The organism is Lysobacter sp. K5869, from assembly GCF_018847975.1.
GTDB lineage: Bacteria > Pseudomonadota > Gammaproteobacteria > Xanthomonadales > Xanthomonadaceae > Lysobacter.
On the sequence record NZ_CP072597.1, the window covers coordinates 897,168 to 922,540 of the forward strand.

A 25,373-nucleotide genomic window follows, 5' to 3' on the forward strand; every position below is an offset into this window, starting at 1 on the left:
GCTCATCCGTCGCCGGGTCTGCGCTTGCCCTCCTCGCGCCAGCCCTTGCTGCGGGTCTTCAGCCATTCGACGCGGTCGAGCAGCACGCGCACATAAGCGTCGGTGTACGCCTGCGCGCCGGCCTGGGAGAGATGCGACCACTCGGGAATGTCGAGGTTGCGCATCTGCGCGTAGTCCTCGAAGTTCACCCCGAAGCTGCCGGTTTCGCGCACGATCCGGTCCCAGCCGGTCGCGCGCGGGAAGCGCTGGTGCTCGGCCGCGAGCAGCGGACCGGCCGACGGCGCGCGCAGCCACACCACTTCGCCGCCGCGCGCGCGGATGCGGTCGATGTCGACCTTGGCCTTGGCGATGGTGGAATCGATCAGTTCCTGGCTGGCCGGATCGCCTTCCCAGTACTGCTGCCACACATAGCGCGCGTGCGCGTTCAATTTCGGATCGGTCGCGACCCGGTTCCACAGATACAGCTGGCGGTCGTCGTAGGCTTCGCTGATCTTCCACACCTCCAGCGGTTCCACGCCCGGGCGCACCGGCCAGTCCAGGCGCTTGAGCAGGTCGAAGGCCTTGTAGTTGCTGTCGAGGAAGGCCAGATGGCGCGAGGCTTCCTTGTAGAGATAGTGGCCCGAGCGCTGCGACGGCGACTGGTCCTTGAGGTACTTGAGCACCGACACGCGGCGGCCGTAGTCGTCGGTGAACAGGCTCGGCTCGCTGATGCCGATCACCACCAAGCCCTTGAAGCGCTCGTCGTCGGCCAGATCGTGCAGGAACGGCAGCGAACTGGTCGCCGGCAGCGCGAGCTGCACGGGGCGGCGCCCGGTCAGTTCCTTCCACTTCGCCAGTTCGGTGCCGAACAGGATGCGCGAGTCGCCGATGATGACCACCGCGTCGGCCGGCGAGCGGTCGAGCCGGCGCCGTTCCTCGACCCAGTAATCGCGGTCGTCGTCGAGGTCGCCCGCGGCCAGACCGAGGTTGCGCATCGCCATTTCCCACCCGAGCATCAGCGCGAAGGTGGTGACCAACACCGCGACCATGATCTTCGGCCATGGATGATCCGGCACCGGCCGCTGCAGCCCGGTGCCGAAGCTGCTTTCGGAGTCGGCGGTGGAAACGGCCGATTTCGACCGCTGCGACGGATCCGGGCCGAGCAAGTCCGGCGCGGCCGCGGTGCCGTCAAAACTGGAAGTAGATGAAACCATCGCCATTTCCCTGGGTAATGATGGTCAAGAACAACATGCCGCTGAGCGCGCAAACCACGACCCACGCCGGGGTGCGCGCGACCACGCTTTCCAATTCCTTGTCGCGCATCTTCCAATGCGCGAACAGCGTCGCGGCGATGCACAGCGTGCTGAGGCCGATCTGATACAGCGACAGCACCGGCAGCGCGTCGCGGTGGAAGCCGACCATGCTCTTGAACAGCGACATCGCCTCGGTCAGCGTCGGCGAGCGGAACAGCACGCGCATCGCCGAGACCAAGGTGAAGGTGAACAGCATCATGGTGATCGCGTACCAAGCGCCCTGCGGAAAACGCCAGCCCTTGGTCCAGCGGCGCAGCAGGCGTTCGGCGCACAGCATCAATCCGAACACGCCGCCCCAGACCACGAAGGTCCAGTTGGCGCCGTGCCACAGGCCGCTGATGAGCAGGGTGATCATCAGATTGACGTTGGTGCGCAGCTCGCCCTTGCGGCTGCCGCCGAGCGGGAAGTAGACGTAGTCGCGCAGCCAGGTCGAGAACGACATGTGCCAACGCCGCCAGTACTCGGCCACGCCCACCGCCGCGAACGGCGCGCGGAAGTTGTTGGGGATGCTGAAACCCAGGCACATCGCCGCGCCGATGGCGGTGATCGAGTAGCCGGCGAAGTCGAAGAACACCTGCGCCGAGAACGAGATCGTCGCCACCCACGCGTCCAGGCCGTTGACCGGTTCGCCCCAGCCGTAGACCGCGTCGGCCGCCGGCGCCAGCATCGCGTCGGCCAGCACCACTTTTTCGAACAGGCCGAAGATCATCAACGCCAAGCCCCAGCCCAACTGGTTGGCCGTGGCGGTGCGCGGACGCTGGAACTGCGGCACCAGATCGGCGGTGCGCAGGATCGGGCCGGCCACCAGCTGGGTGAAGAAGGCCACGAACAAGGCGAAATCGAACAGCTTCGGAATCGGCTCGACCCGCTTCCAGTACACGTCCAGGGTGTAGGACATCGAATGGAAGATGTAGAACGAGATGCCGACCGGCAGCAGGATGTCCCACTTCGGCGCCTTGTACTCCACGCCGATCAATCCCATCAACGCCGCCCAGTTCTCCTGCGCCCAGTTGCCGTACTTGAAGAAGGCCAGGAAGCTGAGGTTGAACATCAGCGACAGGATCAGCCACAGCTTGCGCTTGCGTTGATCGGTCTGACGGTGGATCTGCAGCGCCGCGGCCCAGTCGACCGCGGTCGACGCCCACAGCAGCAACAGGAACGGCGGGTTCCAGGCGGCGTAGAACAGATAGCTCGCCACCAACAGATTGGCCTTCTTGACCGACCACGGCAGCTTCAGGTTGTGCAGGAACAGCACGACCACGAAAAACACCAGGAACGTGAGCGAATTAAAGACCACGGCGACTCTCCATTCCTTGGATGCGGGCGGCGCTCATCGCAGCCACCGCCACGCCGCCCACGCGATCGCGCCGGCGACGCCCACGGCCAACGCGGCCGCCGCCCGGTTGAGGATCGCGTCCTGCCGCCGCGCCCGCGCCTTGGCCTCGCCGTAGGGCATGGTGGTGTGGGCGATCATCGTGTACAGCGGCAGCCAACGCTTCGGCCACACGCGGTTGAGCGCGATGTCCAGGCGCTTGCGCGCGACGAACCACGGCGACTGCACTTTCTTGCGCAGCTCGACGAAGTTCTCCTTGGACAGCTCGCACAGCACGTCGGTGTGCTGGCGCCGCGCCTGCTCGTAAGCGCGCAGCGCCGCGGCGCGGTCGTCCGGGTGGCTTTCCAGCGCGTTCACCAGCACGCAGCAGTCCTCGAACGCCGAGTTCATGCCCTGGCCGTAGAACGGATACACCGCGTGGCAGGCGTCGCCGACCAGCGCGGCCCAGTCGCCGAACGCCCACGGCGCGGTGCGCGTGGTGATCAGCGAGCCGATCGGATGGCGGCTCCACTGTTCGAGCAACCCCGGCAGCAGCGCGACCAGATCGGGGAAGTACTTGCCGATCAGCGCGGTGATCTGCTCGGGCGTGCGCACGGTCTCGAAGCTGTCCTCGCCCTCGAACGGCAGGAACAAGGTCAGCGTGTGCGAGCCGTCGCGATTGGGATGCGAGACGAACAGGCAATGGCTGCGCGGCCACACGTGCAGCGCGGTCAGCTCGATCACCGACTTGCCGTCGGCGTCCGGCGCCAGGGTCAGTTCCTTGTAGCCCCACTCCAGGTATTCCTGGTGGTAGTTGGCGCGCACCCCGCGCTGCAGCTCGCGCCGCGCGCTGGAGAACGCGCCGTCGGCGCCGACCATCCACTGCGGCCGCACGCTCACCGGGCCGTCGTCGGTCTCGAACTCGAGCGTGCGCGATTCCTTGTCGATCCGCGCCAGCCGGTGGCCGAAGTGCAGCCGCACCTGCGGATGCTTCTCGGCGTGATCGAGCAGCAAATGCCCCAGTTCGTTGCGGTCGATCGAATGCAGGACTTCGCCGGCGTCCTTGCCGTAGGGCTGGTAACGGGTGCTGCCGTCGGGCGCGTGGATCACCCGGCCGCTCATCGTCACCGCCGTATCCAGCACGGTCTGCAGCAGGCCGACCAGTTCCAGCGCGCGCATTCCGCGCTTGGACAGGCCGAGGTTGATCGAGCGGCCTTCGCGGCCGCCGCGGTTGCGCGGGTCGTTCTGGCGCTCGTACAGATCCACCGCGTAACCGCGCTGGGCCAGCGCCAAGGTCAGCAGCGAACCGGCCAGACCGCCGCCGACGATGGCCACGCGCCCGCTCTGCGGCGGCGCATGCGCATCGGGCGCGTTGGCGGCGTCGGCGCCGCCGGCGAGATCGAGGAGGTTCGCGTTCATGCCGGTTCCGCCGCCTCGTCGCGCGCTTGCGCGCTGCGCGCCTGCGGCGCCGGCGCGCGCATCGACACTTCGGCGACGATCAGCTTCTCCAGCGCGTCGTTGAACTTGACCGGCTTGAGCGAGCCGCCGAGCCGGTACAGGTACGAACGCAGGAACGCCGCGCGCTCTTGCGGCGAGTACTGATCGCGGGTCATGAACGGCAGATCCGATTCCACCATCAGCCGGATCGCCAGCATCGGCACCGGGCTGCGCAGCGGACGGAACTCGGGATTGCGCAGCCCCGGGCTCTCGTTCATCGAATGGAACTCGCCGAGCATCATGCCCTGATCGACGAAGTAGGGCTTGAGCTGGTACTGAACCTCGTCGACCAGCGCCGTGCCTTCCGCGCCGCGCGCGGCCAGGGTCGGGAACGCGACCAGGAAGGCCTTGTTGATCGACTCGGGCGCCTTGCTCGGCTCGGTCGCCAGGAACACGTTGCGGTATTCCTTGATGATGCGGCCGATGCTCTCCGCGGTCGGCTCGGCCTCGGTCACCTCGGCGAACCAGATCGTGTCCATGTTGAGCGCGCCGGGCACGAACGGGCAGATCGAGCCGGAGCGGCCGAGCTCCGGGTGCGGCGCGCCGATGAACTCGCGCACCCACTTGAGCAACTGCGCGCGCACCGAATCGGGCTCGCACTCGCGCTCGACCTCGCTGACCCGCATCAGCCGCGGCACGCCGTCGGGCACGGCGGCGGCTTGCGCGTTCTTGGCCGCGGCGGCGGCGTGCTTGCACGGCGCCGGGGAGGATCCGCCCTGGGTAGTCATTTCGCGCTCCTTGCTGTTCGTTCGTTTCGCCAACGTTTGCGTTCGACTGCAGACTTCCGTTCCATCGCTGCGTTTCCTTGGGTTGAAGACGGCCGTCCCTCGGGCCGACTGTCGGTCCGGCCGGGCCTCAGTAAGAGGGCTCGGTCAAGACGCGGTTGTTGGGTTCCGGCGCCGCGACGTCGCGGATCTCGTCGATGCGGCGGATCGCCGGCACCAGATAGGCGCGCAGCGCGTACAGGCTCATCGACAAGCCGATCAGCACGAACATCAGGCCGATGCCGCGGCCCGGCCCCACGCCGATCACCCATCCGACCGAGCCGGCCAACCACCCGCCTTCGCGCAGCGCCGGCTCGAACACGTAGTCCGACAAGGGGCCGGCGAGGCAGTAGCCCACGGCCATCGCCGCGTTGAGCACCAGCTCCTGGATCGCGAAGCAGCGCCCTTGCAGCTGCGCCGGCACCTTGCTCTGCCACAGCGAATTGTTCGAGGCGTCGATCGCCGGCAGCATCGTGAACAACACGAAGCCGCAAACCACGACCAAGGCGAACGCGGGATAGACCCCGTGGGCGGCCAGGAACACGCCGCCGATCATCGAAAACACCAGCACCCCGTCGATTCGCTTCTTCAAACCGCCGGTGAGCGTCATCGCCAGACCGCCCAGCAACAGGCCCGCGCCGCTGGTCGCGTACTGCACGCCGACCCACTGCGCGGTGGTGAACGACAGCAGCAGCGGCGCGATCAGCACGCTGGCCACGGCGAACACGAAGTGGTTGTAGCCGTAGACCTTGAGCAGGCCCAATAAGCCGGGCTGGTCGCGCACGTAGCGCCAGCCGATCTGCGCCTCGCGCCACGGGCTCTGGCGTTCTTCGTCGGGCGCTGGCTCCGCGCGCGGAATCGCGATCAGGCTCAAGGTGATCAGGCCGATCACGAAGGTCGACGCGTCGATCAGCAACACCCCGCGGAAATCCAGGGTCGCAACCAGGAAACCGGCCAGCAGCGGCCCGGCGATAGACGCGGCCGCTTCGCCCGAATGCACCAAACCGTTCGCGCGCGGCAGCTGATCGGGCGCGACCAATCTCGGCACGCTGGCCAGGAACGCCGGGTTGCGGAAGCTGTCCAGCAGCGACGTCATCGCCGCCACCGCGTACACGTGCCAGACCGCGAGATGGCCCAGCGACAGCAGCAGCACCAGCGAGCCCATCAACAGCGCCGACAGCACTTCGCAGGTCATCAGGATGCGGCGCCGGTCCCAGCGGTCCACCAGCGCGCCGGCCAGCGGCGCGGCGAAGATCGCCGGCAGCGCGGTGACGATGAAGGTGATCGCGAACTGGGTGGTCGAGCCGGTGGTGCGCAAGACCCACAAGCCCAAGGCGAAGCTGGACAGGCGCGAGCCGATGCCGGACAGCATTTGCCCGATCCACAGCAATACGAAACTGCGCGACAGCGCGAGACGGCTCATGGCTGAAGCGCTCCTTGCGCGAGGGACGGCGGAGTCGGGGTCATAGCGGCAACTCCATCGCTTCGTTCGAGCGGTCGCTGGGTTCGGGCGCCGGCGCCGGAGCGGGAAGGCGCACGCTCGCGGCGAGGCCGGCCAAACTCGGCCGGCAGAACACGTCGGCCAAGGCCAGCGCGATGCCGTCGCGGTGCGCGTGGCTGAGCATGCGCATCGCCAGCAACGAATTGCCGCCGAGGGCGAAGAAATCGTCGTCGCGGCCGACGCGTTCGTGTCCCAGCACTCGTTCCCAGATCCGCGCCAGCGCGAGTTCGGTCGCGCCTTGCGGCGCCTCGTACGCGCGCGCCGCGTAGGCCTGCGCGTCCGGCGCGGGCAACGCCGCGCGGTCGAGCTTGCCGTTGGCGGTGCGCGGCAAGCGTTCCAGCCGCACGAACGCGGACGGCAGCAAGTACGCGGGCAAAGCCGCGCTCAAAGTCGCGCGCAACGCTTCGATGTCGGCCTCGCCGACGAAGTAGGCGACCAAACGCCGATCGCCCGGCGCGTCCTCGCGCAGCGTCGCCAGCGCTTCGTGCACGCCGGCTTGCGCCAGCAAGCGCGTTTCGATTTCGCCCGGCTCGATGCGGAAGCCGCGCAGCTTGATCTGCGCATCGCCGCGGCCATGGAACTCCAGCATGCCGTCGTCGCGCCAGCGGCCGAGGTCGCCGGTCTTGTACATGCGCTCGCCCGGCACGAACGGGTCGTCGATGAAGCGTTCGGCGGTCAGCGCCGGCTGTCCCAGATAACCGCGCGCCACGCCGGCGCCGGCGATGCAGATCTCGCCGACCGCGCCTTGCGGCGCCAGGCGGCCGCGCGCGTCGAGCACGTAGACGCGGGTGTTGGCGATGGGCCGGCCGATGTGCGGCGCGAAGCCGCTGGCCCGGTCCATCGTCGCCCAGGTCGAGTAGGTCGTGGTTTCGCTCGGCCCGTACAGATTGCGCAGCCGCTCGACCGAGGTCTGCGCGAACAAGCGTTCGGCCAGTTCGCGCGTCAAGGTTTCGCCGGCGACGTTCACGCTGCGCGCGTCGGAACCGATGGCGCCGGTCTCCAGCCACGCTTGCAGCGCCGAGGGCACGGTGTTGAGCAAGCCCGCCGGCGTGTCCGGCCGCAGCGCCAACGCGTCGGCGACGATTTCCACGCAGCCGCCCACGCTGAGCGGGGCGAAGCACTCGAATACCGACAAGTCGAAGTTCATCGAGGTCGAGAACAGCGTGCGCGCCAAGGCGTCCGCACCGAATTCGCCCGCCGCCCAACTCAGGAAGTTGACCGCGTTGCGGTGTTCGATCATCACGCCCTTGGGCGCGCCGGTGGAACCGGAGGTGTAGATCAAATAGGCGAGGTGCGCGGAGTTCAGGCCGAGCGCGGCGCCATCGGGATCGTGCTCCGGCGCCTCGCCGGCATCGTCCGGCGTGAGCCACGCGGCGCTCATCGTCTCGGGCAACGCGGCGCGGGTGTCGGCCGAACCGATCACCGCCCGCGCGGCGCTGTCCTCGAGCATCCAGGCCAAGCGCTCGCGCGGGTAAGCCGGATCGAGCGCGACGTAGGCGCCGCCGGCCTTGAGCACCGCCAACGCCGCGATCACCGACTCGGGGCCGCGCGGCAAACACAAGCCGACGCGCATGTCAGGCTTCACACCCAGCGCAATCAAGCGGTGCGCGAGCCGGTTGGCGCGACGGTTGAGTTCGGCGTAGCTGAGCCGCTCGCCGGCGTGCGACAGCGCCGGCGCATCGGGCGTGCGCGCGGCCTGCGCCTGGAACGACTCGTGCAGGCAAGCCTGCGTCGGATAGTCGACGCGTTCGCCAGCGCTGAGCGCCAACACGCGCTCGTTTTCGCTCGCCGGCACCACGTCCAGACGGTCGAGCGGCGTGTCCGGCGCTTGCTCCAAGGCTTGCGCCAGCACCGTCAACGCGGTTTCGTACAACGCACCGATCCGGCGCGCATCGGCCGAGGCCTCGGCCTGCACGCTGAAGCCCAGCCGCCCGTCGTCGGAATCGTCCACCGACACGGTCAGGGGATAGTTGGTGCGCTCCGATCCGGCCAGCATGCGCAGCCCGCCGACGACGGACTCGTCCGCGCCGCCGGCCTGCGCGGTTTGATAGCGGTAATTCAACAACGAAGTGAACAGCGGCTGCGGCGAAGGCACCGCGCTGCAGCTCTGGGCCAGAGCGATCGGCGCGTGTTCGTGACGCAGCAGTTCGGTCAGACGCTCGTGCGTCAGGCGCACGCCCTCGCTCACCGACGCGCCGTCGATGCGCAGGCGCAACGGCACAGTGTTGATGAACGGCCCCATCGCGCGGTCGGCGCCGTCGCCGGCGCTCAGCCGACCGAACATCACCGTGCCGAACACCACGTCTCGACGGTCGCACACCCTCGCCAGCAGCAGCGCCCAAGCCAGATGGCACAGCGTCGCCGGCGCGACGCCCGCGGCGCGCGCGGCCGCGCGCAGGCGCCGGCCGAGCGCGTCGTCGAGATCGAACTCGGCTTCGACGATGCGCGCACCGTCGCCGTGAGTGTCGAGCAAGCCGAACGGCACGGTCGTCGCATCGATGTCGCCGAGCATTTCGCGGAAATACGCTTCGTGGCCGGCGCGCTCGCCCGCGCGGCGGGTGCGCGCAATGAAGCGGCGGAACGGCACCGGCTCCGGCAAGCCATCGCCGCGGCCGGCGAGGATCGCCGCGACTTCCTCCTGCACCAGCTGCAGCGAGGTGTGATCGCTGGTGGTGTGATGCATCAGCTCCAGCGCGACCCAGCGGCCGTTGCGTTCGTCGCGGGCGACGAACCAGCGCCATGCCGGCGCCTTGCGCAGGTCCAGGCGGTAACGCACCGGATCGAAGCGCTCGCGCAGCTGTTCGGCGATGTCGCCGTCGGCCGGATCCAGTTCGATCTCCTCGACCACCAGCGGCGCGCGCCGCCATACCACCTGCACTGGTTCGGACAGGCCTTCCCAGACCAACGCGGTGCGCAGCACGTCGTGGCGCTCGATCACCGTCTGCACGGCGTCGACGTAGCGGTCGAAGTCCTCGCGCCGCTGCACGGCGTAGAGGGTCGGCGACAGGAACACGTCGCCGCGGCCGCCGAGCGCGTGATGGAACAACAGGCTTTCCTGCAGCGGCGCCAGCGGATAGATGTCCTGGACGTTGGCCGCGCCGCCGGGCACGCCGGCGACGATGCGGTCGATGTCGGCTTGGCTCAGCGACACCAGCGGCAGCATCGACGGATCGATGGCGTCGCAGCCGTCGGGGATGCCGTTGTCCGGCACCGCCGCGGCGTCGCTCGCCGTGCCGCCGGCTTCGTCGATCGCGCTCGCCAACGCTTGCAACGTCGGCGCAGCGAACAACGCACGCACGTCCACGTCCAAGCCGGCCGCGCGCATGCGTTCGATCAGGCTCACCGCCAGCAGCGAGTGGCCGCCGAGCTCGAAGAAGTTGTCGTTGCGGCCGACCCGGTCGAGCTTGAGCACCTGCGCCCACAACTGCGCCAGCGCGGTTTCGGTCGCGCCGACCGGCTCGAGGTAGGGCCGCGCGACATAAGCATCGGCCTGCGGCGCCGGCAGCGCCTTGCGGTCGATCTTGCCGTTTACCGTCAGCGGCATGCGTTCGAGCACGACGTAAGCCGCCGGCACCATGTACTCCGGCAGCGTCGCGCTCAGGTAGGCGCGCAGGTCTTCGATCCCGATCCGCGCTTCGGCGGCGGCGCGCACGTAGGCGACCAGGCGCTTGTCGCCCGGCCGGTCCTCGCGCGCCAGCACCGCGACTTCGGCGCAGCCCGGGCATTCGGCCAATCGCGCTTCGATTTCGCCGAGTTCGATGCGGAAACCGCGGATCTTGACCTGGAAATCGCCGCGGCCGAGGAACTGCAGGCTGCCGTCGGCGTTCCAGCGCGCTCGATCGCCCGTGCGGTACAGCCGCGCATTCGGCGCGTCGGCGAACGGATCGGCAAGGAAGCGCTGCGCGTTCTTGTCGGAACCGCCTTGATAGCCGTCGGCCACGCCGAGTCCGCCGATGCACAGTTCGCCGGCCGCGCCGGACGGCATCAGTCCCAGGCCATCGTCGAGCAAATAGACGCGCACGCCCGGCAACGGCCGGCCGATGGGCAGTTCCGCGCCCGCGGCGTCGCCGCCGTGCACGTCGCTGCCGTCGTAGGTGGTCAACATGGTGGCGCAGACCGAGGCTTCGGTCGGGCCGTAGTGATTGCTCAGCGCGACCCGGCCGCCGGTGAGCGCGCTGAAGCGGCGCACCAGCTCCATCGGCACGCTCTCGCCGCCGAACATCATCAGGCGCAGGTCGGGCAGCACCGGCTCGGTGCCGGCGCCGCGCAGTTCGATCAGGCCGTCGGTCCAGCGCCGCCACAGCGCGGCCGGCGCGTCGATGGCGCCGATGCGGTGTTCGGCGCAGAAGCGCTGCAGTTCGCGCGCGTCCAGATCCGTCGGCGAAGGATGCAACACCAGCGCGGCGCCGACCGACAAGGCCGGGAACACGTCGCCGACCGAGGCGTCGAACACCAGCGGCGGGATCATCAGCAAGCGCTGGCCGGCGAAATCGTGACCGGCGATGAAGCCGCGCACCAGATTGAGCGCGCCGCGGTGCGGCACGACCACGCCCTTGGGCAGGCCGGTCGAACCCGAGGTGTAGATGACGTACGCGGTGTCGTCGCCGCCGATGTCGAGCGCCGGCGCGTCGGCGCGCGGGGCGGTATCGGCGACGGCGAACGCGCGCCCGTGCAACGCCTGCGCGGCTTGCCGCGCCGGTTCGGCGTAACGCTCGTCGGCGTATAGCAGCGCAGTCGCCTCGGCATCGCCCAGCACGTACGCGATGCGCTCGGCCGGGTAGCCCGGATCGACCGGCACGTACGCCGCGCCCGCGGCGAGGATGCCGAGCGCGCCGATCAGCGAATCGATGGAGCGGTCGGCGAGCAGCGCCACGCGCTCGCGCGGCCGCACGCCGAGTTCGCGCAGGCGCCACGCCACGCCGTGTGCGCGTTCGCTGAGTTCGCGGTAATCGATGGCGCGGCCGGGTTCGATGGCGGCGACCGCGTCGGGGGTCCGCCGCGCTTGCGCCAGCACCGGCGAATACAGATCGGCGAAGCCCGGCAGCAGATCGCTTCGCGCTGCGCCGCCGTCGCCGAGCGCGAGCAGCCGCGCGCGTTCGTCCGCGCCGACCAAGCCGATGGAGGAGACGGCTAGATTCTCGTCGGCGACCATCGCTTCGAGCGTGCGCCGCAGATAGCCGAGATGGCGCTCGACGCTGGCGCGATCGAACAGTGCGCTGGCGTATTCGAGCTGGCCGACCACACGGTCGCCGACTTCGCTCAGGTCCAGGCCGAAATCGAACTTGGCGATGCGGTACGCCGCCTCGATCTCGGACACGTCCAAGCCCGGCAAGCGCAGTTCGCCTTCATCGAGGTTCTGCCAGGCCAGCATCACCTGGAAGATCGGCGCGTGGGCGAAATTGCGCGCCGGGTTGACGATCTCGACCACTTGCTCGAACGGCAGATCCTGATGGTCCTGCGCTTCGAGCACGCGCGCCTTGACCTGCGCCAGCAACTCGGCAGCCGATTCGGCGCCGGCGCCGATGCGCACGCGGATCGCCTGAGTGTTGACGAAGAAACCGATCAGCGGCTCGATCTCCGGCCGCGTTCGGTTGGCGACCGCGGTGCCGACGACGATGTCGTCCTGACCGGACAGACGCGCGAGCACGGCGGTCCACGCGGCCAGCACGGTCATGAACAAGGTCGTGCCGTGGCGCTGGGCGAGCTTGCGCAGCGCGGCGGTCAGCGCGGGGTCGAGTTCGACCGGCACCGCGTCGCCGACGAACGACTGCTGCGCCGGACGCGGGCGGTCGGTCGGCAGTTCCAGCAGCGCCGGCGCACCGGCGAGCGCGTCGCGCCAGTAATCGCTTTGCTTCGCCAGCACTTCGCCGCTGAGCCACTGGCGCTGCCAGACCGCGTAATCGGCGTATTGGATCGGCAACGGCGGCAGCGGGTCGTCTTCACCGGAACGGTACGCGGCGTACAGCGCGCTCAGTTCCTCGGCGAAGATCGCCATCGACCAACCGTCGGAGACGATGTGGTGCATGGTGATCGCCAGCACGTGCTCGTCGTCGGCGGTGCGCAGCAGCTGGCCGCGCACCAGCGGGCCGCGGGCCAGATCGAAGGCTCGCGCGGCTTCGTCTTCCAAGCGCGCGTCCAAGGCCCGCGCATCGGCGCCGCGCAGGTCGTGCGCGCTCAGCGACAAGCCGATGTCGGGGTCGGCGATGCGCTGCACGGTGCGCCCGTCCTCGCGCTCGAAGGCGGTGCGCAGCACTTCGTGGCGGGCGACGATGCGGTCCAACGCGCGGCGCAGCGCGTCGATGTCGAGTTCGCCGCGCAAGCGCAGCGCCATCGGCATGTGATAGGCCTCGCTCGCGCCGTCCAGCTGACCGAGGAACCACAGGCGCTGCTGCGCGTGCGACAGCGGCAGCGCCACGTCGCGCGCCACCGGCGCGATCGCGCGCTGTTCGCTGCGCGCGCGGCCGTGCAGGTGCGCGGCCAAATCGGCCAGCACCGGATGCGCGAACAAATCCTTGAGCGACACCTCCAGCGCCAGCGCGCCGCGCATGCGCGAGAGCAAGGTCACCGCGAGCAGCGAGTGGCCGCCGAGCTCGAAGAAATGATCGCGGCGGCCGATGCGCTCGATCTTGAGCGTCTGCGCCCACAGCTGCGCCAGCGCGGTTTCCAACTCGCCCACCGGGGCCTCGAACTCGCGCGTCGGGTACGCGTCGGCCTCGGGCGCCGGCAGCGCCTTGCGGTTGAGCTTGCCGTTGGCCGTGAGCGGCATGCGCTCCAGCGTCACGTAGGCGACCGGCACCATGTAAGCCGGCAGCGTCTGCGCCAGATGCGCGCGCAGCGCTTCGGTATCGACCGCCGCGCCCGGCTCGACTTCGACGTAACCGACCAGGCGCTTGTCGCCCGCGGCGGCTTCGCGCGCTTCCACGACGGCTTCGCGCACGCCGGGGTACTGCGCGAGGCGCGATTCGATTTCGCCGAGCTCGATGCGGAAGCCGCGGATCTTGACCTGGAAATCGTTGCGGCCGAGGTAATCGATGGCGCCGTCGGCGCGCCAGCGGCCGAGGTCGCCGGTCTTGTACATGCGGCCGCCCGCGGCGAAGCGGTCGGGCAGGAAGCGCTCTTCGGTCAGCTCGGGGCGGTTCAAATAGCCGCGCGCGACCTGCGGGCCGCCGATATACAACTCGCCCACGGCGCCGGCCGGCACCGGCTGCAAATGCCGGTCGAGCACATAGACGCGGGTGTGCGGAATCGGCGGGCCGATGGAGGTTTGCGTCGCGGGATCGGCTTCGACCGTGCACATGGTCGCGTCCACCGTCGCCTCGGTCGGGCCGTAGCCGTTGATCAGCTTCGGCCGGTGGCCGCGGCGCTGGAACCAGCGCGCGACCATCTCGGCGTTGACCTTCTCGCCGCCGATCATGATCTGACGCACGCCGGCCGGCACGTCGCCGCCGCGCTCGTCGGCGATCTGATGCCAGAACGCGGTCGGCAGATTGAGGATGCTGACGCGCTGTTCGGCGCAATGGCGCCAGAACGTGGCCGGATCGGCGATCCATTCGTCGTCGCGCAGCACCAGCGCCGCGCCGGCGCACAGCGCGCTGAAGTATTCCTCCACCGACATGTCGAAGCTCAGCGCGGCGAACTGCAGCAAGCGGTCGTCTTCGCGCACCGCGTAGGTCTGTTCCAGCGCGTGCACCAGCGCGGCCAGGCTGCGATGTTCGATCATCACGCCCTTGGGCAGGCCGGTGGAGCCGGAGGTGTAGATCACGTAAGCCAGATGATCGGGGCGCAGGCCCAGCGCGGCCGGATCGGGATTGGTTTCGTCGAAGCCCGCGCCGGCGTCGGCGCCGTCGAGTTCGATCGCTTGCGCGGTGGTGACCGGCAGCGCGTCGCGCAGCGCGCGCTGCGTCAGCACGGTGTGCGGCGCGACATCGCCGAGCATGTATTCGAGACGGTCTGCCGGATAGGCCGGATCCAACGGCACGTAAGCGCCGCCGGCCTTGAGCGTGGCGAGGATCGCCACGACCATCGCCGCGCTGCGTTCCATATAGATCGCGACGCGGTCGTCGGGCTTGAGGCCCGAGGCGATCAATCGGTGCGCCAGACGATTGGCGCGGCGATTGAGTTCGGCGTAACCGATCTCCTCGTGGCCGTGCACGACCGCGACCGCGTCGGGCCGGCGCGCGGCCTGCGCCTCGAACAGCGCCTGCACGCAGCGCGGCGTCGGCGGTTCGATCTCGGCGTGGTTCCAGACTTCCAGCACCTGCCGGCGCTCGTCCGGCGGCAGCACGTCCAGCGCGTGCAGCGCAGTGTCCGGCGCCTGTTCCAGCGCGGTCGCCAGCGATTCCAGCGCGGTCTCCAGCATCGCGCAGACGCGCTGCGGCGAGATCGAAAGATCCGAGGTCTGGAACTGCAGATCGAAGCTGCCGTCGAGCCGGTCGTTGATCGACAGGTCGAACGGGTAGTTGGTGCGTTCGCCGTCGCGCAGGAAGCGCATGCCGTTCCAGGCCTGCACGGGCGCATCGCCGACCGCGCCGTCCAGATCGGCCGGCACGTCGTGGCGGTAATTCATCAGCGACGAGAACAGCGGCAGCGGCGGGCGCACCGCGCTGCAGCGCTGAGCCAGATTCAGCGGCGCGTGTTCGTGGCGCAGCAGGTCGGTCAGCAGGCGGTGGGTGCGGCGCACGCCCTCGCGCGCGCCGTCGGCGTCGATGCGCACGCGCAGCGGCAGCGTATTGATGTAGACGCCCATGCCGCGCTCGGCGCCTTCGTGCATGCGTCCGAGCATGACTGTGCCGAACACCACGTCCTCGCGCCCGCTGGCGCGCGCCAGCACCAGCGCCCAAGCCAGATGGCACAGCGCGGCGGGGCTGACTTCGGCGGTGCGCGCGCAGGCGCGCAAGCGCGCGCACAGCGCCGGGTCGAGGTCGTGATCGGCCTCGGCGATGCGGTTGCCGTCGCCGCGCACGTCGATCAGGCCGAACGGCGCGGTCGGTTCGTCGACATCGCCGAGCAGTTCGCGGAAGAACGCTTCGTGCTCGTCGCGGCTCAGGCCCAACCGGGTCTGGGCGACGAAATCGCGGAACGGTTTCGGCGGCTTGAGCGCATCGGCGCGGCCGTCGAGCAGCGCCTGGATTTCTTGATTGACGAACTCGATCGTGGTGTGGTCGTCGATCATGTGATGGATCAACTCGGCCAGCACCCAGCGCCCGTTGCGCTCGTCGCGCGCCACGAACAGCTTCCACATCGGCGCCTGGCGGATGTCGATGCGGCAATGGCGCGGATCGAAGCGCTCGGCGAGTTGGTCTTCGATCGAGCCCGCGTCCGGGTCGAGTTCGATCTCTTCGATCTCCACCCGCGCCCGCCGCCACACCACCTGCACCGGCTCGGGCAGGCCGTCCCACACCACCGCGGTGCGCAGGATGTCGTGGCGGTCCACCACGTGCTGCAAGGCTTGCGCGTACTGCTCGATCCGCTCGCGGCTCTCGCTTTCCAGCAAAGTCCAGGTGAGGTAAACGTCGCCTTCGCTTTCCAGCAGGTAATGGAACAGGAAGCCTTCCTGCAGCGGCGCCAGCGGATAGATGTCCTGGATGTTGGCCGCGCCGCCCGTCACGCCGGCGGCGATGGCGTCGATTTCGGTCTGGCTCAGCGCCACCAGTGGCAGCATGTGCGGTTCGATGCGCTCGCAGCCGGCCGGAATCCGGTTCGGCGGAATCTGCGGAGCCAGCGATTCGGCGCCGACTTCCAGCGCCAGCGCCTGCAAGGTCGGCGCGGCGAACAACACGCGCACGTCGGCCTTCAGGCCGATCCGGCGCATGCGCTCGATCAAGGTCATCAGCAGCAGCGAATGACCGCCGAGCGCGAAGAAGTTGTCGTTGCGGCCGACCCGCTCGAGCTTGAGCACTTCGGCCCAGATTTGCGCGAGCGCGGTTTCCGTCGCGCCGACCGGCGCTTCGTACTCGCGCGCCGGATAGGCGCCGGCATCGGGCGCCGGCAAGGCCTTGCGGTCGAGCTTGCCGTTGGCGGTCAACGGCATGCGCGGCATCGCCACGTAAGCGGCCGGCACCATGTACGCAGGCAGGGTTTCGCCGAGATGGCGGCGCAGATCGTCCAGATCGACGCTGGCCGCGGCGCTGAAATAGGCCACCAGCCGCTTGTCGCCGAGCCGGTCCTCGCGCGCGAGCACCGCGACTTCCTGCATGCCGGGGTATTGCGCCAGCCGCGCTTCGATCTCGCCCAGCTCGATGCGGAAGCCGCGGATCTTGACCTGGAAATCGTTGCGGCCGAGGTATTCGATGGTGCCGTCGCTGCGCCAGCGGCCGAGGTCGCCGGTCTTGTAGAGACGCTCGCCGGGCGCGAACGGATCGGCGATGAAGCGCTCTTCGGTCAGCTCCGGCCGGTTGAGGTAGCCGCGCGCCACGCCGGCGCCGCCGACGTAGAGCTCGCCGGTCGCGCCGATGGGCGCGGGCCGGCGGCGCGCATCGAGGATGTAGGTGCGCAGGTCCGGAATGCGCGCGCCGATCGGGCTGCGGCCCTGATAGCGCTGCAAATCTTCCGGCTGCAACGCGTGATAGGTCACGTGCACCGTGGTTTCGGTGATGCCGTACATATTGACCAGCTGCGGCGCGTCGGCCGCGTTGCGCTGGTACCACGGCGCCAGACTGCGCAGCTCCAGCGCTTCGCCGCCGAACACGACTTGGCGCAGGCGGTGCTCGCGCTCGCTGACCGATTGCGCGGCGATCAGCTGATTGAACGCGCTCGGCGTCTGGTTGAGCACGGTGACCCGCTGCTCGCACAGCAGCCGGTAGAACTCGTCGGGCGAGCGCGAGGTCGGATACGGCACCACCACCAGCCGGCCGCCGTAGAGCAGCGCGCCCCAGATTTCCCAGACCGAGAAGTCGAACGCGAACGAGTGGAACAGCGTCCACACGTCGCGCGCGTCGAAGTCGAACCAATGCGCGGTGCGCTCGAACAGGCGCACGACGTTGGCGTGTTCGATCATCACGCCCTTGGGCGCGCCGGTCGAGCCGGAGGTGTAGATGATGTAGGCCAGATGTCGCGCGTTAACGCCCAGCGCGGCGGCATCGGGGTTGGATTCGCTGCATTCGCGCCACAACGCCGCGTCCGCGCTCAGGTCGAACACGGGCAAGGCATCGGCGGCATCGCCGAGCGCGGCGCGCGCGCCGGCGTCGGTCAGCACCGCCACCGGCGTACTGTCGCCGAGCATGTAGGCGATGCGCTCGGGCGGATACACCGGGTCCAGCGGCACGTAGGCGCCGCCGGCCTTGAGCACGGCCAGCACCGCGACGACCATCTCCAGCCCGCGCTCGACGCAGATCGCGACGCGGTCGTCCGGGCGCACGCCCAGGCCGATCAGATGATGGGCGAGCCGGTTGGCGCGGCGGTTGAGTTCGGCGTAGCTGAGTTCCTGGTCTTCCCAAGTCACCGCGACCGCATCCGGCGCGCGCGCGGCCTGGATCTCGAACAGTTCATGGATGCACGCGCTGCTGCCCGCTTCGGCGCCTTCGTCGCCGGTGCGGTTCCACTCGCTCACCAGCAAGCGGCGTTCGTCCGCGCCGAGCAGATCCGCGTGTTCCAGCGCCGCGCGCTCGTCGGCGGCCATGGTTTCGAGCATGCGCCGCAGATAGCCGACGTAACGCTGCGCGGTGGCGCGGTCGAACAACGCGGTGGCGAATTCGAGATGGCCGACGATGCGGCCGTCGATCTCGGCCAGATCCAGGCCGAGGTCGAACTTGGCCGTGGTATGCGCGACCTTGGCCGGCGCAACCTTCACCCCGGGCAGGATCAGTTCGCCCTCGTCGTTGTTCTGCCAGGCCAACATCACCTGGAAGATCGGCGCGTAGGCGAGGCTGCGCTGCGGGTTGACGATCTCCACCACGCGCTCGAACGGCAGGTCTTGATGGTCCTGCGCTTCCAGCACCCGTTCCTTCACTTGCTGCAGGAACTTCGCCACATCGCCGCCGACCTTGGCGCGCAGCGCCTGGGTGTTGACGAAAAAGCCGATCAGGCCTTCGACCTCGGTGCGCATGCGGTTGGCGACCGCGGTGCCGACGACGACGTCGTCCTGCCCGGTCAGCCACGCCAGCGTCGCCATCCACGCGGCCAGTACGGTCATGTAGAGCGTCGCGCCGTGGCGCTGCGCGAGCAACTTGAGCGCGCGGGTCAGCGATTCGTCGAACTCGATGGGTTCGGCGGCGCCGGCGAAGGATTGCTGCGCCGGGCGCGGACGGTCGGTCGGCAGTTCCAGCAGCGCCGGCGCGCCGGCCAGCGCGTCGCGCCAATAGCCGCTCTGCTTCTCCAGCACTTCGCCTTCGAGCCAGTCGCGCTGCCAGACGGCGTAATCGGCGTACTGGATCGGCAACGGCGGCAGCGGATCGTCCCCGCCGGCCGAATACGCCGCGTACAGCGCGCTCAGTTCCTCGGTCAGCACGCCCATCGACCAACCGTCGGAAACGATGTGGTGCATGACGACGACCAGCGCGTGCTCGTCCTCGCCGGTGCGCAGCAGCGCGCCGCGCACCAGCGGGCCGCGCTCCAGGTCGAAAGCGGGCGCGACTTCGCCGTCGAGGCGCGCTTGCACCTGCGCGTCCGCGGCGCCGCGCAGGTCTTCGACGCGCAGGTCGAAACCGAGCTCCGGCGCGCCGATGCGCTGGACGGTGCGACCGTCTTCGCGCGCGAACGTCGTGCGCAGCACTTCGTGGCGGACGACGATGCGGTCGAGCGCGCGTTGCAGCGCCGGGACATCGAGCGGCCCGCTCAGGCGCGCGACCCACGGGATGTGGTACGCCTCGCTGCCGCCGTCGAGCTGGCCGAAGAACCACAGGCGTTGCTGGGCGTAGGACAGCGGCAGCGCTTGCTCGCGCGGCGCGCGCGGGATCGCGCGCTGCTCGTTGCGCGCGCGGCCGTGCAGGTGCGCGGCCAGATCGGCCAGCACCGGACGCGCGAACAGGTCCTTGAGCGAGACCTCCAGCGCCAAGGCGCCGCGCATGCGCGACAGCAAGGTCACCGCCAGCAGCGAATGGCCGCCGAGCTCGAAGAAATGATCTTGCCGGCCGACGCGCTCGATCTTCAGCGTCTGCGCCCACAACTGCGCCAGCGCGGTTTCCAGTTCGCCCACCGGCGCCTCGAACTCGCGCGCCGGGTACGCATCGGCGCCCGGTTCCGGCAAGGCCTTGCGATCGAGCTTGCCGTTGGCCGTGAGCGGCATGCGCTCCAGCGTCACGTAGGCGACCGGCACCATGTAGGCCGGCAACGTCTGCGCCAGATGCGCGCGCAGCGCTTCGATCTCGATGCTCGTTCCCGGTTCGACTTCGACATAGCCGATCAGGCGCTTGTCGCCCGCCGCCGATTCGCGCGCGTCCACCACGGCTTCGCGCACGCCGGGGTACTGCGCGAGGCGCGATTCGATCTCGCCCAGTTCGATGCGGAAGCCGCGGATCTTGACCTGGAAATCGTTGCGGCCGAGGTAGTCGATGGCGCCATCGGCGCGCCAGCGACCGAGGTCGCCGGTCTTGTACATGCGGCCGCCCGCGGCGAACGGATCGGCGAGGAAGCGCTCTTCGGTGAGCTGCGCGCGGTTCAAATAACCGCGCGCGACCTGCGGGCCGCCGATGTACAACTCGCCCACCGCGCCGGCCGGCACCGGCTGCAGATGACGGTCGAGCAGGTAGATGCGGGTGTGCAGGATCGGCGCGCCGATGGACGCCTGCGCCGACGCATCGCCGTCGACCACGCACATGGTCGCATCGACCGTGGCTTCGGTCGGGCCGTAGGCGTTGATCAGGCGCGGACGGTGGCCTTCGCGCTGGAACCAGCGCGCGACCATCTCGGCGTTGACCTTCTCGCCGCCGATCATGATCTGGCGCACGCCGGCCGGCACGTCGCCGCCGCGTTCGTCGGCGATCTGATGCCAGAACGCGGTCGGCAGATTCAGCACGCTGATGCGCTGCTCGACGCAGTGGCGCCAGAACGTCGCCGGATCGGCGATCCATTCGTCGTCGCGCAGCACCAGCGTCGCGCCGGCGCACAAGGCGCCGAAATATTCCTCCACCGACATGTCGAAGCTCAGCGCGGCGAACTGCAGCAGACGGTCGTCCTCGCGCAGCGCGTAGCCTTCCTCCAGCGCGGCGATCAGCGTCGTCAGGCTGCGATGTTCGATCATCACGCCCTTGGGCAGGCCGGTGGAACCGGAGGTGTAGATCACGTACGCCAGATGGTCCGGACGCAGGCCGAGCTGCGCCGAATCCGGGTTGGCGTCGTCGAAACCGTCGAGTTCCGAGCCGTCGCCGAGTTCGACCACCTGCGCCGCGGTCGCCGGCAAACCGGCGCGCAACGCGGCCTGGGTCAGCACGGTGTGCGGCGCGACGTCGCCGAGCATGTATTCGAGACGGTCCACGGGATAGGCCGGATCCAGCGGCACGTAAGCGCCGCCGGCCTTGAGCGTGGCGAGGATCGCCACGACCATCGCCGCGCTGCGTTCCAGATAGATCGCGACGCGGTCGTCGGGCCGCAAGCCCGATGCGATCAGGCGATGGGCCAGACGGTTGGCGCGGCGATTGAGTTCGGCATAGCTCAGTGCTTCGCCGCCGTGCACGACCGCGACGGCGTCGGGCCGGCGCGCGGCCTGCGCCTCGAACAGCGCCTGCACGCAGCGCGGCGCCGGCGCTTCGGCTTCGGCGCGATTCCAGGTCTCCAACACCTGCCGGCGCTCGTCCGGTGGCAGCACTTCGAGCGCGTGCAAGGCGGTGTCCGGCGCCTGTTCCAGCGCGGTGGTCAGCGCATCCAGCGCGGTCGCCAGCATCGCGCACACGCGCTCCGGCGTCGCCGCGGCGAGATCGGCCCACGCAGCGAGGCCGAAACTTCCGTCGGCGCGTTCTTCCATCGTCAGAACGAAAGCGTGCGCGTCGTCTTGCGCGCGCTCGGCGCTGACTTCGCCGGCGCGGCGATAGTCCAACACCGAAGTGAACAACGGCATCGGCGCTTCGACCGCGCTGCATCGCTGCGCCAGATCCATCGACGCATCCGCATGGCGCGCCAGTTCCGAAAGCGCTTCGTGCGCGCGGCGCGCGCCCTCGCGCGCGTCGGCGTCGTCGAGGCGGATGCGCAACGGCAGCACGCTCGCGAACGCGGCGTCTTCGCCATGCGCGGCGCTGCCGAACACCACATCGTCGCGCGCGCTAGAACGCGCCGCGACCATGGCCCAAGCCAAATGCGCCAGCGCGGCGACATCGACCTCCGCCGCTTGCGCGGCGCCGCGCAAGCGTTCGCTCAGCGCGGAATCCAACGCGAGCTGCGCGCCCGCGATGCGGCGTTGCGCACCGGCAACGCCGATCCATCCGAACGGCGCGGTCGGCTCGTCTACGTCGCCGAGCGTTGCGCGGAAGTAACGTTCATGCTCCGCGCCGACTGCGCCGACGTCGGGACGCTCCTGCGTCCGCGCCGTGCCGAGTCGCTCGTGTGCGCTAGTCCGATCGCGTGTATTCACTGCTAAATCCTTTAGCCTTCAACGCATTCCGTACGATTTTTGAGTGGCGCATCCGGCCGCGATCGCCTGTGGGCGTCGCCTCCGTCGGCCGTGATTCGCGAAGTCGCGATGCGCGCTAAGCGCTACCGTGATCCACTCGCGTCGCGCTGCTTGCGACCTGTTGCGCGCGAACGCATCCGCCGCGTCGGCGGGAAATCGCCACGCGAACGCCGCGTCCGGTCGCAGGCGCGAGCGCCGGTCGAACCGCCGAATCCGGCCGCGGTTTCGCGACCCATGGCGACAAGTACGCGGAAATCGGCGACCTCAGGACAGAATTCGTGACGCCGGTCATAAGACAGATGAACGAGGCGAGCGCCAGCGCGGCGCCCACGCAGCCGGCCACCGAGGTTCGGCGCATTCGATGAATTCGGCGCGTGCGACAACGCTCGACGCCTACGCGCCTTGCGATCAGTGCGGTCCATTTTCGCCCCCCGGCGGTGCGGCCTCGTTGCCCGTAGCAGCCGCTCGAAACACAACGCGTGTGTTGTGAACGGCATCAACTTACAAACAAAAGCTACTTCGTCTTCACGCCGCTTTGTCTACGAGCAATAACCGCACCTGTCAATTTGTACGGTGGCGCTTAACTGAATGTGCGAGTCGCCACACAGATTCTTCGTGATAGGCGTTAGCGTCCGATGGCCGCTGGAATCTCCTCGCGACGAAGGACAAATGCGTAGTGCGACGAAACTTGCGCGCATCGTCGCTGCGTCACAGATATCCCTCGACAACCGCAAGTGGCGAGGATGTGCACGAAGGCGACGCGAAAACGCACACTCGATATTGCGCGCGATGCGCGAAAGTCGGTCGCACCGTCGGCGATTTTTGTTTCGCTATTGAACGATGCGAGGCGCGAGAGAGGATGTTCGCGGTTGCGATGCGGATGCGACGGCGCGCGCGGTGTGGCGAAAAGCCGGCGGCGGTGGGCGTAATTCGCACCTTATATAAGGTATACGCTCGGCCGTCCGGCTCTTAGCCGATGAAGGTCCGCACGCCTTAGACCCTGGGTCCGCCGCGGGCGCGGGTTCGCGCGCTGCGCGGCCCGATGCCTCGAAGGCATCGGCGGCTGCTTCGAAAGTTCATTCAAGCCGATGGACGCCGTCGCCGGCTCGCCGCCGGATTCGCCTGCGCGTTGATGCGGCGGCCATCGGCCGCGGCGCGCCGCTCAACCGCAGTCGACGCCCGTCACCACGTTGGCTTTGTCGACGCGCACATTGAGCCGGTCTTCGCGCCGGTCGCTGGAGAAGGTGTTGTCCGGCGCGACCACGCGCCACAAGCCCGCGCCGCTTTGCTGGAACAACTTGCGCCCGGTCGCTTCGTCGAGCGGCTGGCCGACCGCCCAGGTCAGCGCGGCGGCGTCGCAGTGTCCGCGGCCGGCGAGGTCGGGACGCGTCTGGGTCTGCGAGCAGGCCGTGGCGGCGAGCGTCAGCGCGACGGCGATCGCGGCGCGGGACAAAACGGAGCGGCGTTGGGCGTTCATCGTGCGACCTCAGCGGAGGGACGCCTGCATCGTCCCTCCAATGCCGCGGCTTGTCGACTGGGCGCGGCGGCTCGCGCGCGATCGGTCACTCCACGCTCGCCAACCACGCGGCCGCCAAATCGAGCACCGCTTGCGCGCGCTCGCGATGCGGCACGTGGCCGCAGTCTTGCAGGATCTTCAGCGTCGCCGGCCCCGCCACGCCCGCGGCGATGCGTTCGGGATGGCGCACGCTGCCGTATTCGTCGCGCTCGCCGTGGATCGCCAGGGTCGGACTCGTCGTGCGCGCCAGTTCCGCATCGAGCGTCCACTCGGCGAACTCCGGCGCCAGCCATGTGTCGATCCATGCGCCGAGCACCCAGGCCGCCTTGTCGCCGTGGTACTTGCTCAAGCGCTCGACCTGGCCGGGCTGCGCGAACGCGGCGCGCGCGGCGAGGATGCCCTCGCGGGTGCGGTCCTCGACGAAGGCTTGCGCCGATTCGGTGATCAGCGCGGCGCACCGCGCCGGATGCCGCGCCGCGCACCCCACGGCCATGCCGCCGCCGACGCTGTGGCCGAACACGACGAAGCGCTCCAGCGCGAACGCCTCGCGCACCTGCGCGAAGCCTTGGTCCGCCTCCGCGGCGATGAAGTCGAACCCCAGCCGCCCCGGATGCGGATCGGACCGGCCGAAACCGAGGCGGTCGTAAGCGATCACCACGCGGCCGCTGGCCGCCGCCAATCGCGCCGGGAAGTCGCGCCACAACTCGACGCAGCCGAGCGAATCGTGCAGCAGCACGATGGTCGCGGCGTCGTCGCGGCCGGGCCAACGCTGCGCGAACAGGCGGCCGTGCGGCGCGGCGATCCAGAAGTCTTGCGGTACGGATGTCGACATGCGCGCGTCAACCTAACAGATGCCGCAACACGCCGGCCGAGGCGATGCCGATCAAGACCGTCGGCAACATCGACCATCGCGTCGCGGCGAACACGGTGATCGCCAGCGCGACGAGGTCGGCGGGACGGCCGGAGACGAAGTCCGGCGCGATCACCGCGATCAGCACGCAACCCGGCGCGGCGTCCATCACCGCAACCGCGCGCGGGCCGAGCGCGCGGTTGCGCAGCGCCAGATAGCCGCCGATGCGGGTGAGGTAGGTGACCAGCGCCATCGCGGCGATGGTCGCGGCGGTGTGAGGATCCACGCTCATGCCGCGGACTCCGCGCGCCACGCGGCGACCGCCAGGCCCACGATCGCGCCGGCGGCGACGTACCACGCGCCGGGCACCAGCAAATGCACGGCGGCGGCGGCGATCAGGCTGGCCAGCCACGGCAGCGCCGCGCGCCAGCCCTTCCACATCCCGCGCAGCAACACCAGGAACACCGCGGCGAAGGCCATGTCGAAACCGTAGCCGCGCACGTCGCCGATCAACGGCCCCAAGGCCGCGCCGAGCGCGGTGCAGGCGATCCAGGTCAGGTACAAGCCGGCCGACACGCCCAGGTAATAGCGCAGGCTGAAGACGCGGCGGCGTTGCGCGTCGGCCAGACCCAGCGCCCAGCTCTCGTCGCACATGAAGAACAGCGCCGGCAGCGTCTTGCGCAGCGGCAAGCGCTGCAGCCACGGCGCCAGCGCGGCGCCCATCAGCAGGTGGCGGCTGTTGATCAGCGCGGTCATCGCCGCGATCAACAGCAGATGCGGCGGCGAACTCCACAGCTCGACCGCGGCGAATTCCGAGCCGCCGCCGAAGTTGAGCCCGGTCATCAGCGGCACTTCGATCGGGTTGAGCCCTTTCTGCGCCGCTTGCGCGCCGAGCACCAAGGCGAAGGGGACGAAGCCGAGCATCACCGGCGCGGCGGCGGTCAGTCCGCGGCGGAATTCGCCGCGGCGTTCGGGCGCGCCGGCCAGGGCGGCGCTGTCGATACAGGGGGAGGCCTCGCTCATGCGGCGTTTCTCGGTGCGGGCGAGAAAGCATAGGGCGCGCGCCTTGAAATCGGGTTGCGAAGATGCGGCCGAAACCGGCG

10 protein-coding genes are annotated in these 25,373 nt (G+C 69.3%); all 10 read right to left on the reverse strand.

What is annotated here, in order from left to right:
• Positions 1 to 2: 2 nt before the first annotated feature.
• A complete protein-coding gene (locus J5226_RS03880) occupies positions 3 to 1,193 on the reverse strand; it encodes a hypothetical protein (protein ID WP_215838548.1) in 1,191 nt (396 codons plus the stop codon).
• The gene (locus J5226_RS03885) at positions 1,168 to 2,589 is read right to left on the reverse strand and encodes an MBOAT family O-acyltransferase (RefSeq protein WP_215838549.1); all 1,422 of its coding nucleotides are present in this window, start codon (positions 2,587 to 2,589) and stop codon (positions 1,168 to 1,170) included. The genes J5226_RS03880 and J5226_RS03885 overlap by 26 nt, the downstream gene beginning before the upstream one ends.
• Before the next feature lie 33 nt (positions 2,590 to 2,622).
• Positions 2,623 to 4,023, reverse strand: a complete 1,401-nt coding sequence (locus J5226_RS03890) for an NAD(P)/FAD-dependent oxidoreductase (RefSeq protein ID WP_215838550.1) — start codon at positions 4,021 to 4,023, stop codon at positions 2,623 to 2,625.
• The gene (locus J5226_RS03895) at positions 4,020 to 4,829 is read right to left on the reverse strand and encodes a DUF6875 domain-containing protein (protein WP_215838551.1); all 810 of its coding nucleotides are present in this window, start codon (positions 4,827 to 4,829) and stop codon (positions 4,020 to 4,022) included. The genes J5226_RS03890 and J5226_RS03895 overlap by 4 nt, the downstream gene beginning before the upstream one ends.
• Before the next feature lie 127 nt (positions 4,830 to 4,956).
• Positions 4,957 to 6,288 (reverse strand): MFS transporter, encoded by a 1,332-nt coding sequence (locus J5226_RS03900; RefSeq protein ID WP_215838552.1) that lies wholly within the window; start codon positions 6,286 to 6,288, stop codon positions 4,957 to 4,959.
• A gap of 40 nt (positions 6,289 to 6,328) precedes the next feature.
• Complete coding sequence (locus J5226_RS03905; protein WP_215838553.1) at positions 6,329 to 21,664, reverse strand: non-ribosomal peptide synthetase; 15,336 nt, start codon at positions 21,662 to 21,664, stop codon at positions 6,329 to 6,331.
• 1,402 nt (positions 21,665 to 23,066) lie between these two features.
• Complete coding sequence (locus J5226_RS03910) at positions 23,067 to 23,381, reverse strand: I78 family peptidase inhibitor (protein ID WP_215838554.1); 315 nt, start codon at positions 23,379 to 23,381, stop codon at positions 23,067 to 23,069.
• Positions 23,382 to 23,466: 85 nt separating this feature from the next.
• Positions 23,467 to 24,252, reverse strand: coding sequence for an alpha/beta fold hydrolase (locus J5226_RS03915; protein WP_215838555.1), 786 nt, complete (start codon positions 24,250 to 24,252; stop codon positions 23,467 to 23,469).
• 7 nt (positions 24,253 to 24,259) lie between these two features.
• Complete coding sequence (locus J5226_RS03920; protein WP_215838556.1) at positions 24,260 to 24,562, reverse strand: AzlD family protein; 303 nt, start codon at positions 24,560 to 24,562, stop codon at positions 24,260 to 24,262.
• Positions 24,559 to 25,293 (reverse strand): AzlC family ABC transporter permease, encoded by a 735-nt coding sequence (locus J5226_RS03925; protein WP_215838557.1) that lies wholly within the window; start codon positions 25,291 to 25,293, stop codon positions 24,559 to 24,561. The genes J5226_RS03920 and J5226_RS03925 overlap by 4 nt, the downstream gene beginning before the upstream one ends.
• Between the last annotated feature and the right edge of the window lie 80 nt (positions 25,294 to 25,373).

Coding starts and splice junctions, on each gene's coding strand:
- J5226_RS03880 (WP_215838548.1), bottom strand. CDS start 1,193: ATGGTTTCATCTACTTCCAGTTTTGACGGCACCGCGGCCGCGCCGGAC.
- J5226_RS03890 (WP_215838550.1), bottom strand. CDS start 4,023: ATGAACGCGAACCTCCTCGATCTCGCCGGCGGCGCCGACGCCGCCAAC.
- J5226_RS03895 (WP_215838551.1), bottom strand. CDS start 4,829: ATGACTACCCAGGGCGGATCCTCCCCGGCGCCGTGCAAGCACGCCGCC.
- J5226_RS03900 (WP_215838552.1), bottom strand. CDS start 6,288: ATGAGCCGTCTCGCGCTGTCGCGCAGTTTCGTATTGCTGTGGATCGGG.
- J5226_RS03910 (WP_215838554.1), bottom strand. CDS start 23,381: ATGAACGCCCAACGCCGCTCCGTTTTGTCCCGCGCCGCGATCGCCGTC.
- J5226_RS03915 (WP_215838555.1), bottom strand. CDS start 24,252: ATGTCGACATCCGTACCGCAAGACTTCTGGATCGCCGCGCCGCACGGC.
- J5226_RS03920 (WP_215838556.1), bottom strand. CDS start 24,562: ATGAGCGTGGATCCTCACACCGCCGCGACCATCGCCGCGATGGCGCTG.
- J5226_RS03925 (WP_215838557.1), bottom strand. CDS start 25,293: ATGAGCGAGGCCTCCCCCTGTATCGACAGCGCCGCCCTGGCCGGCGCG.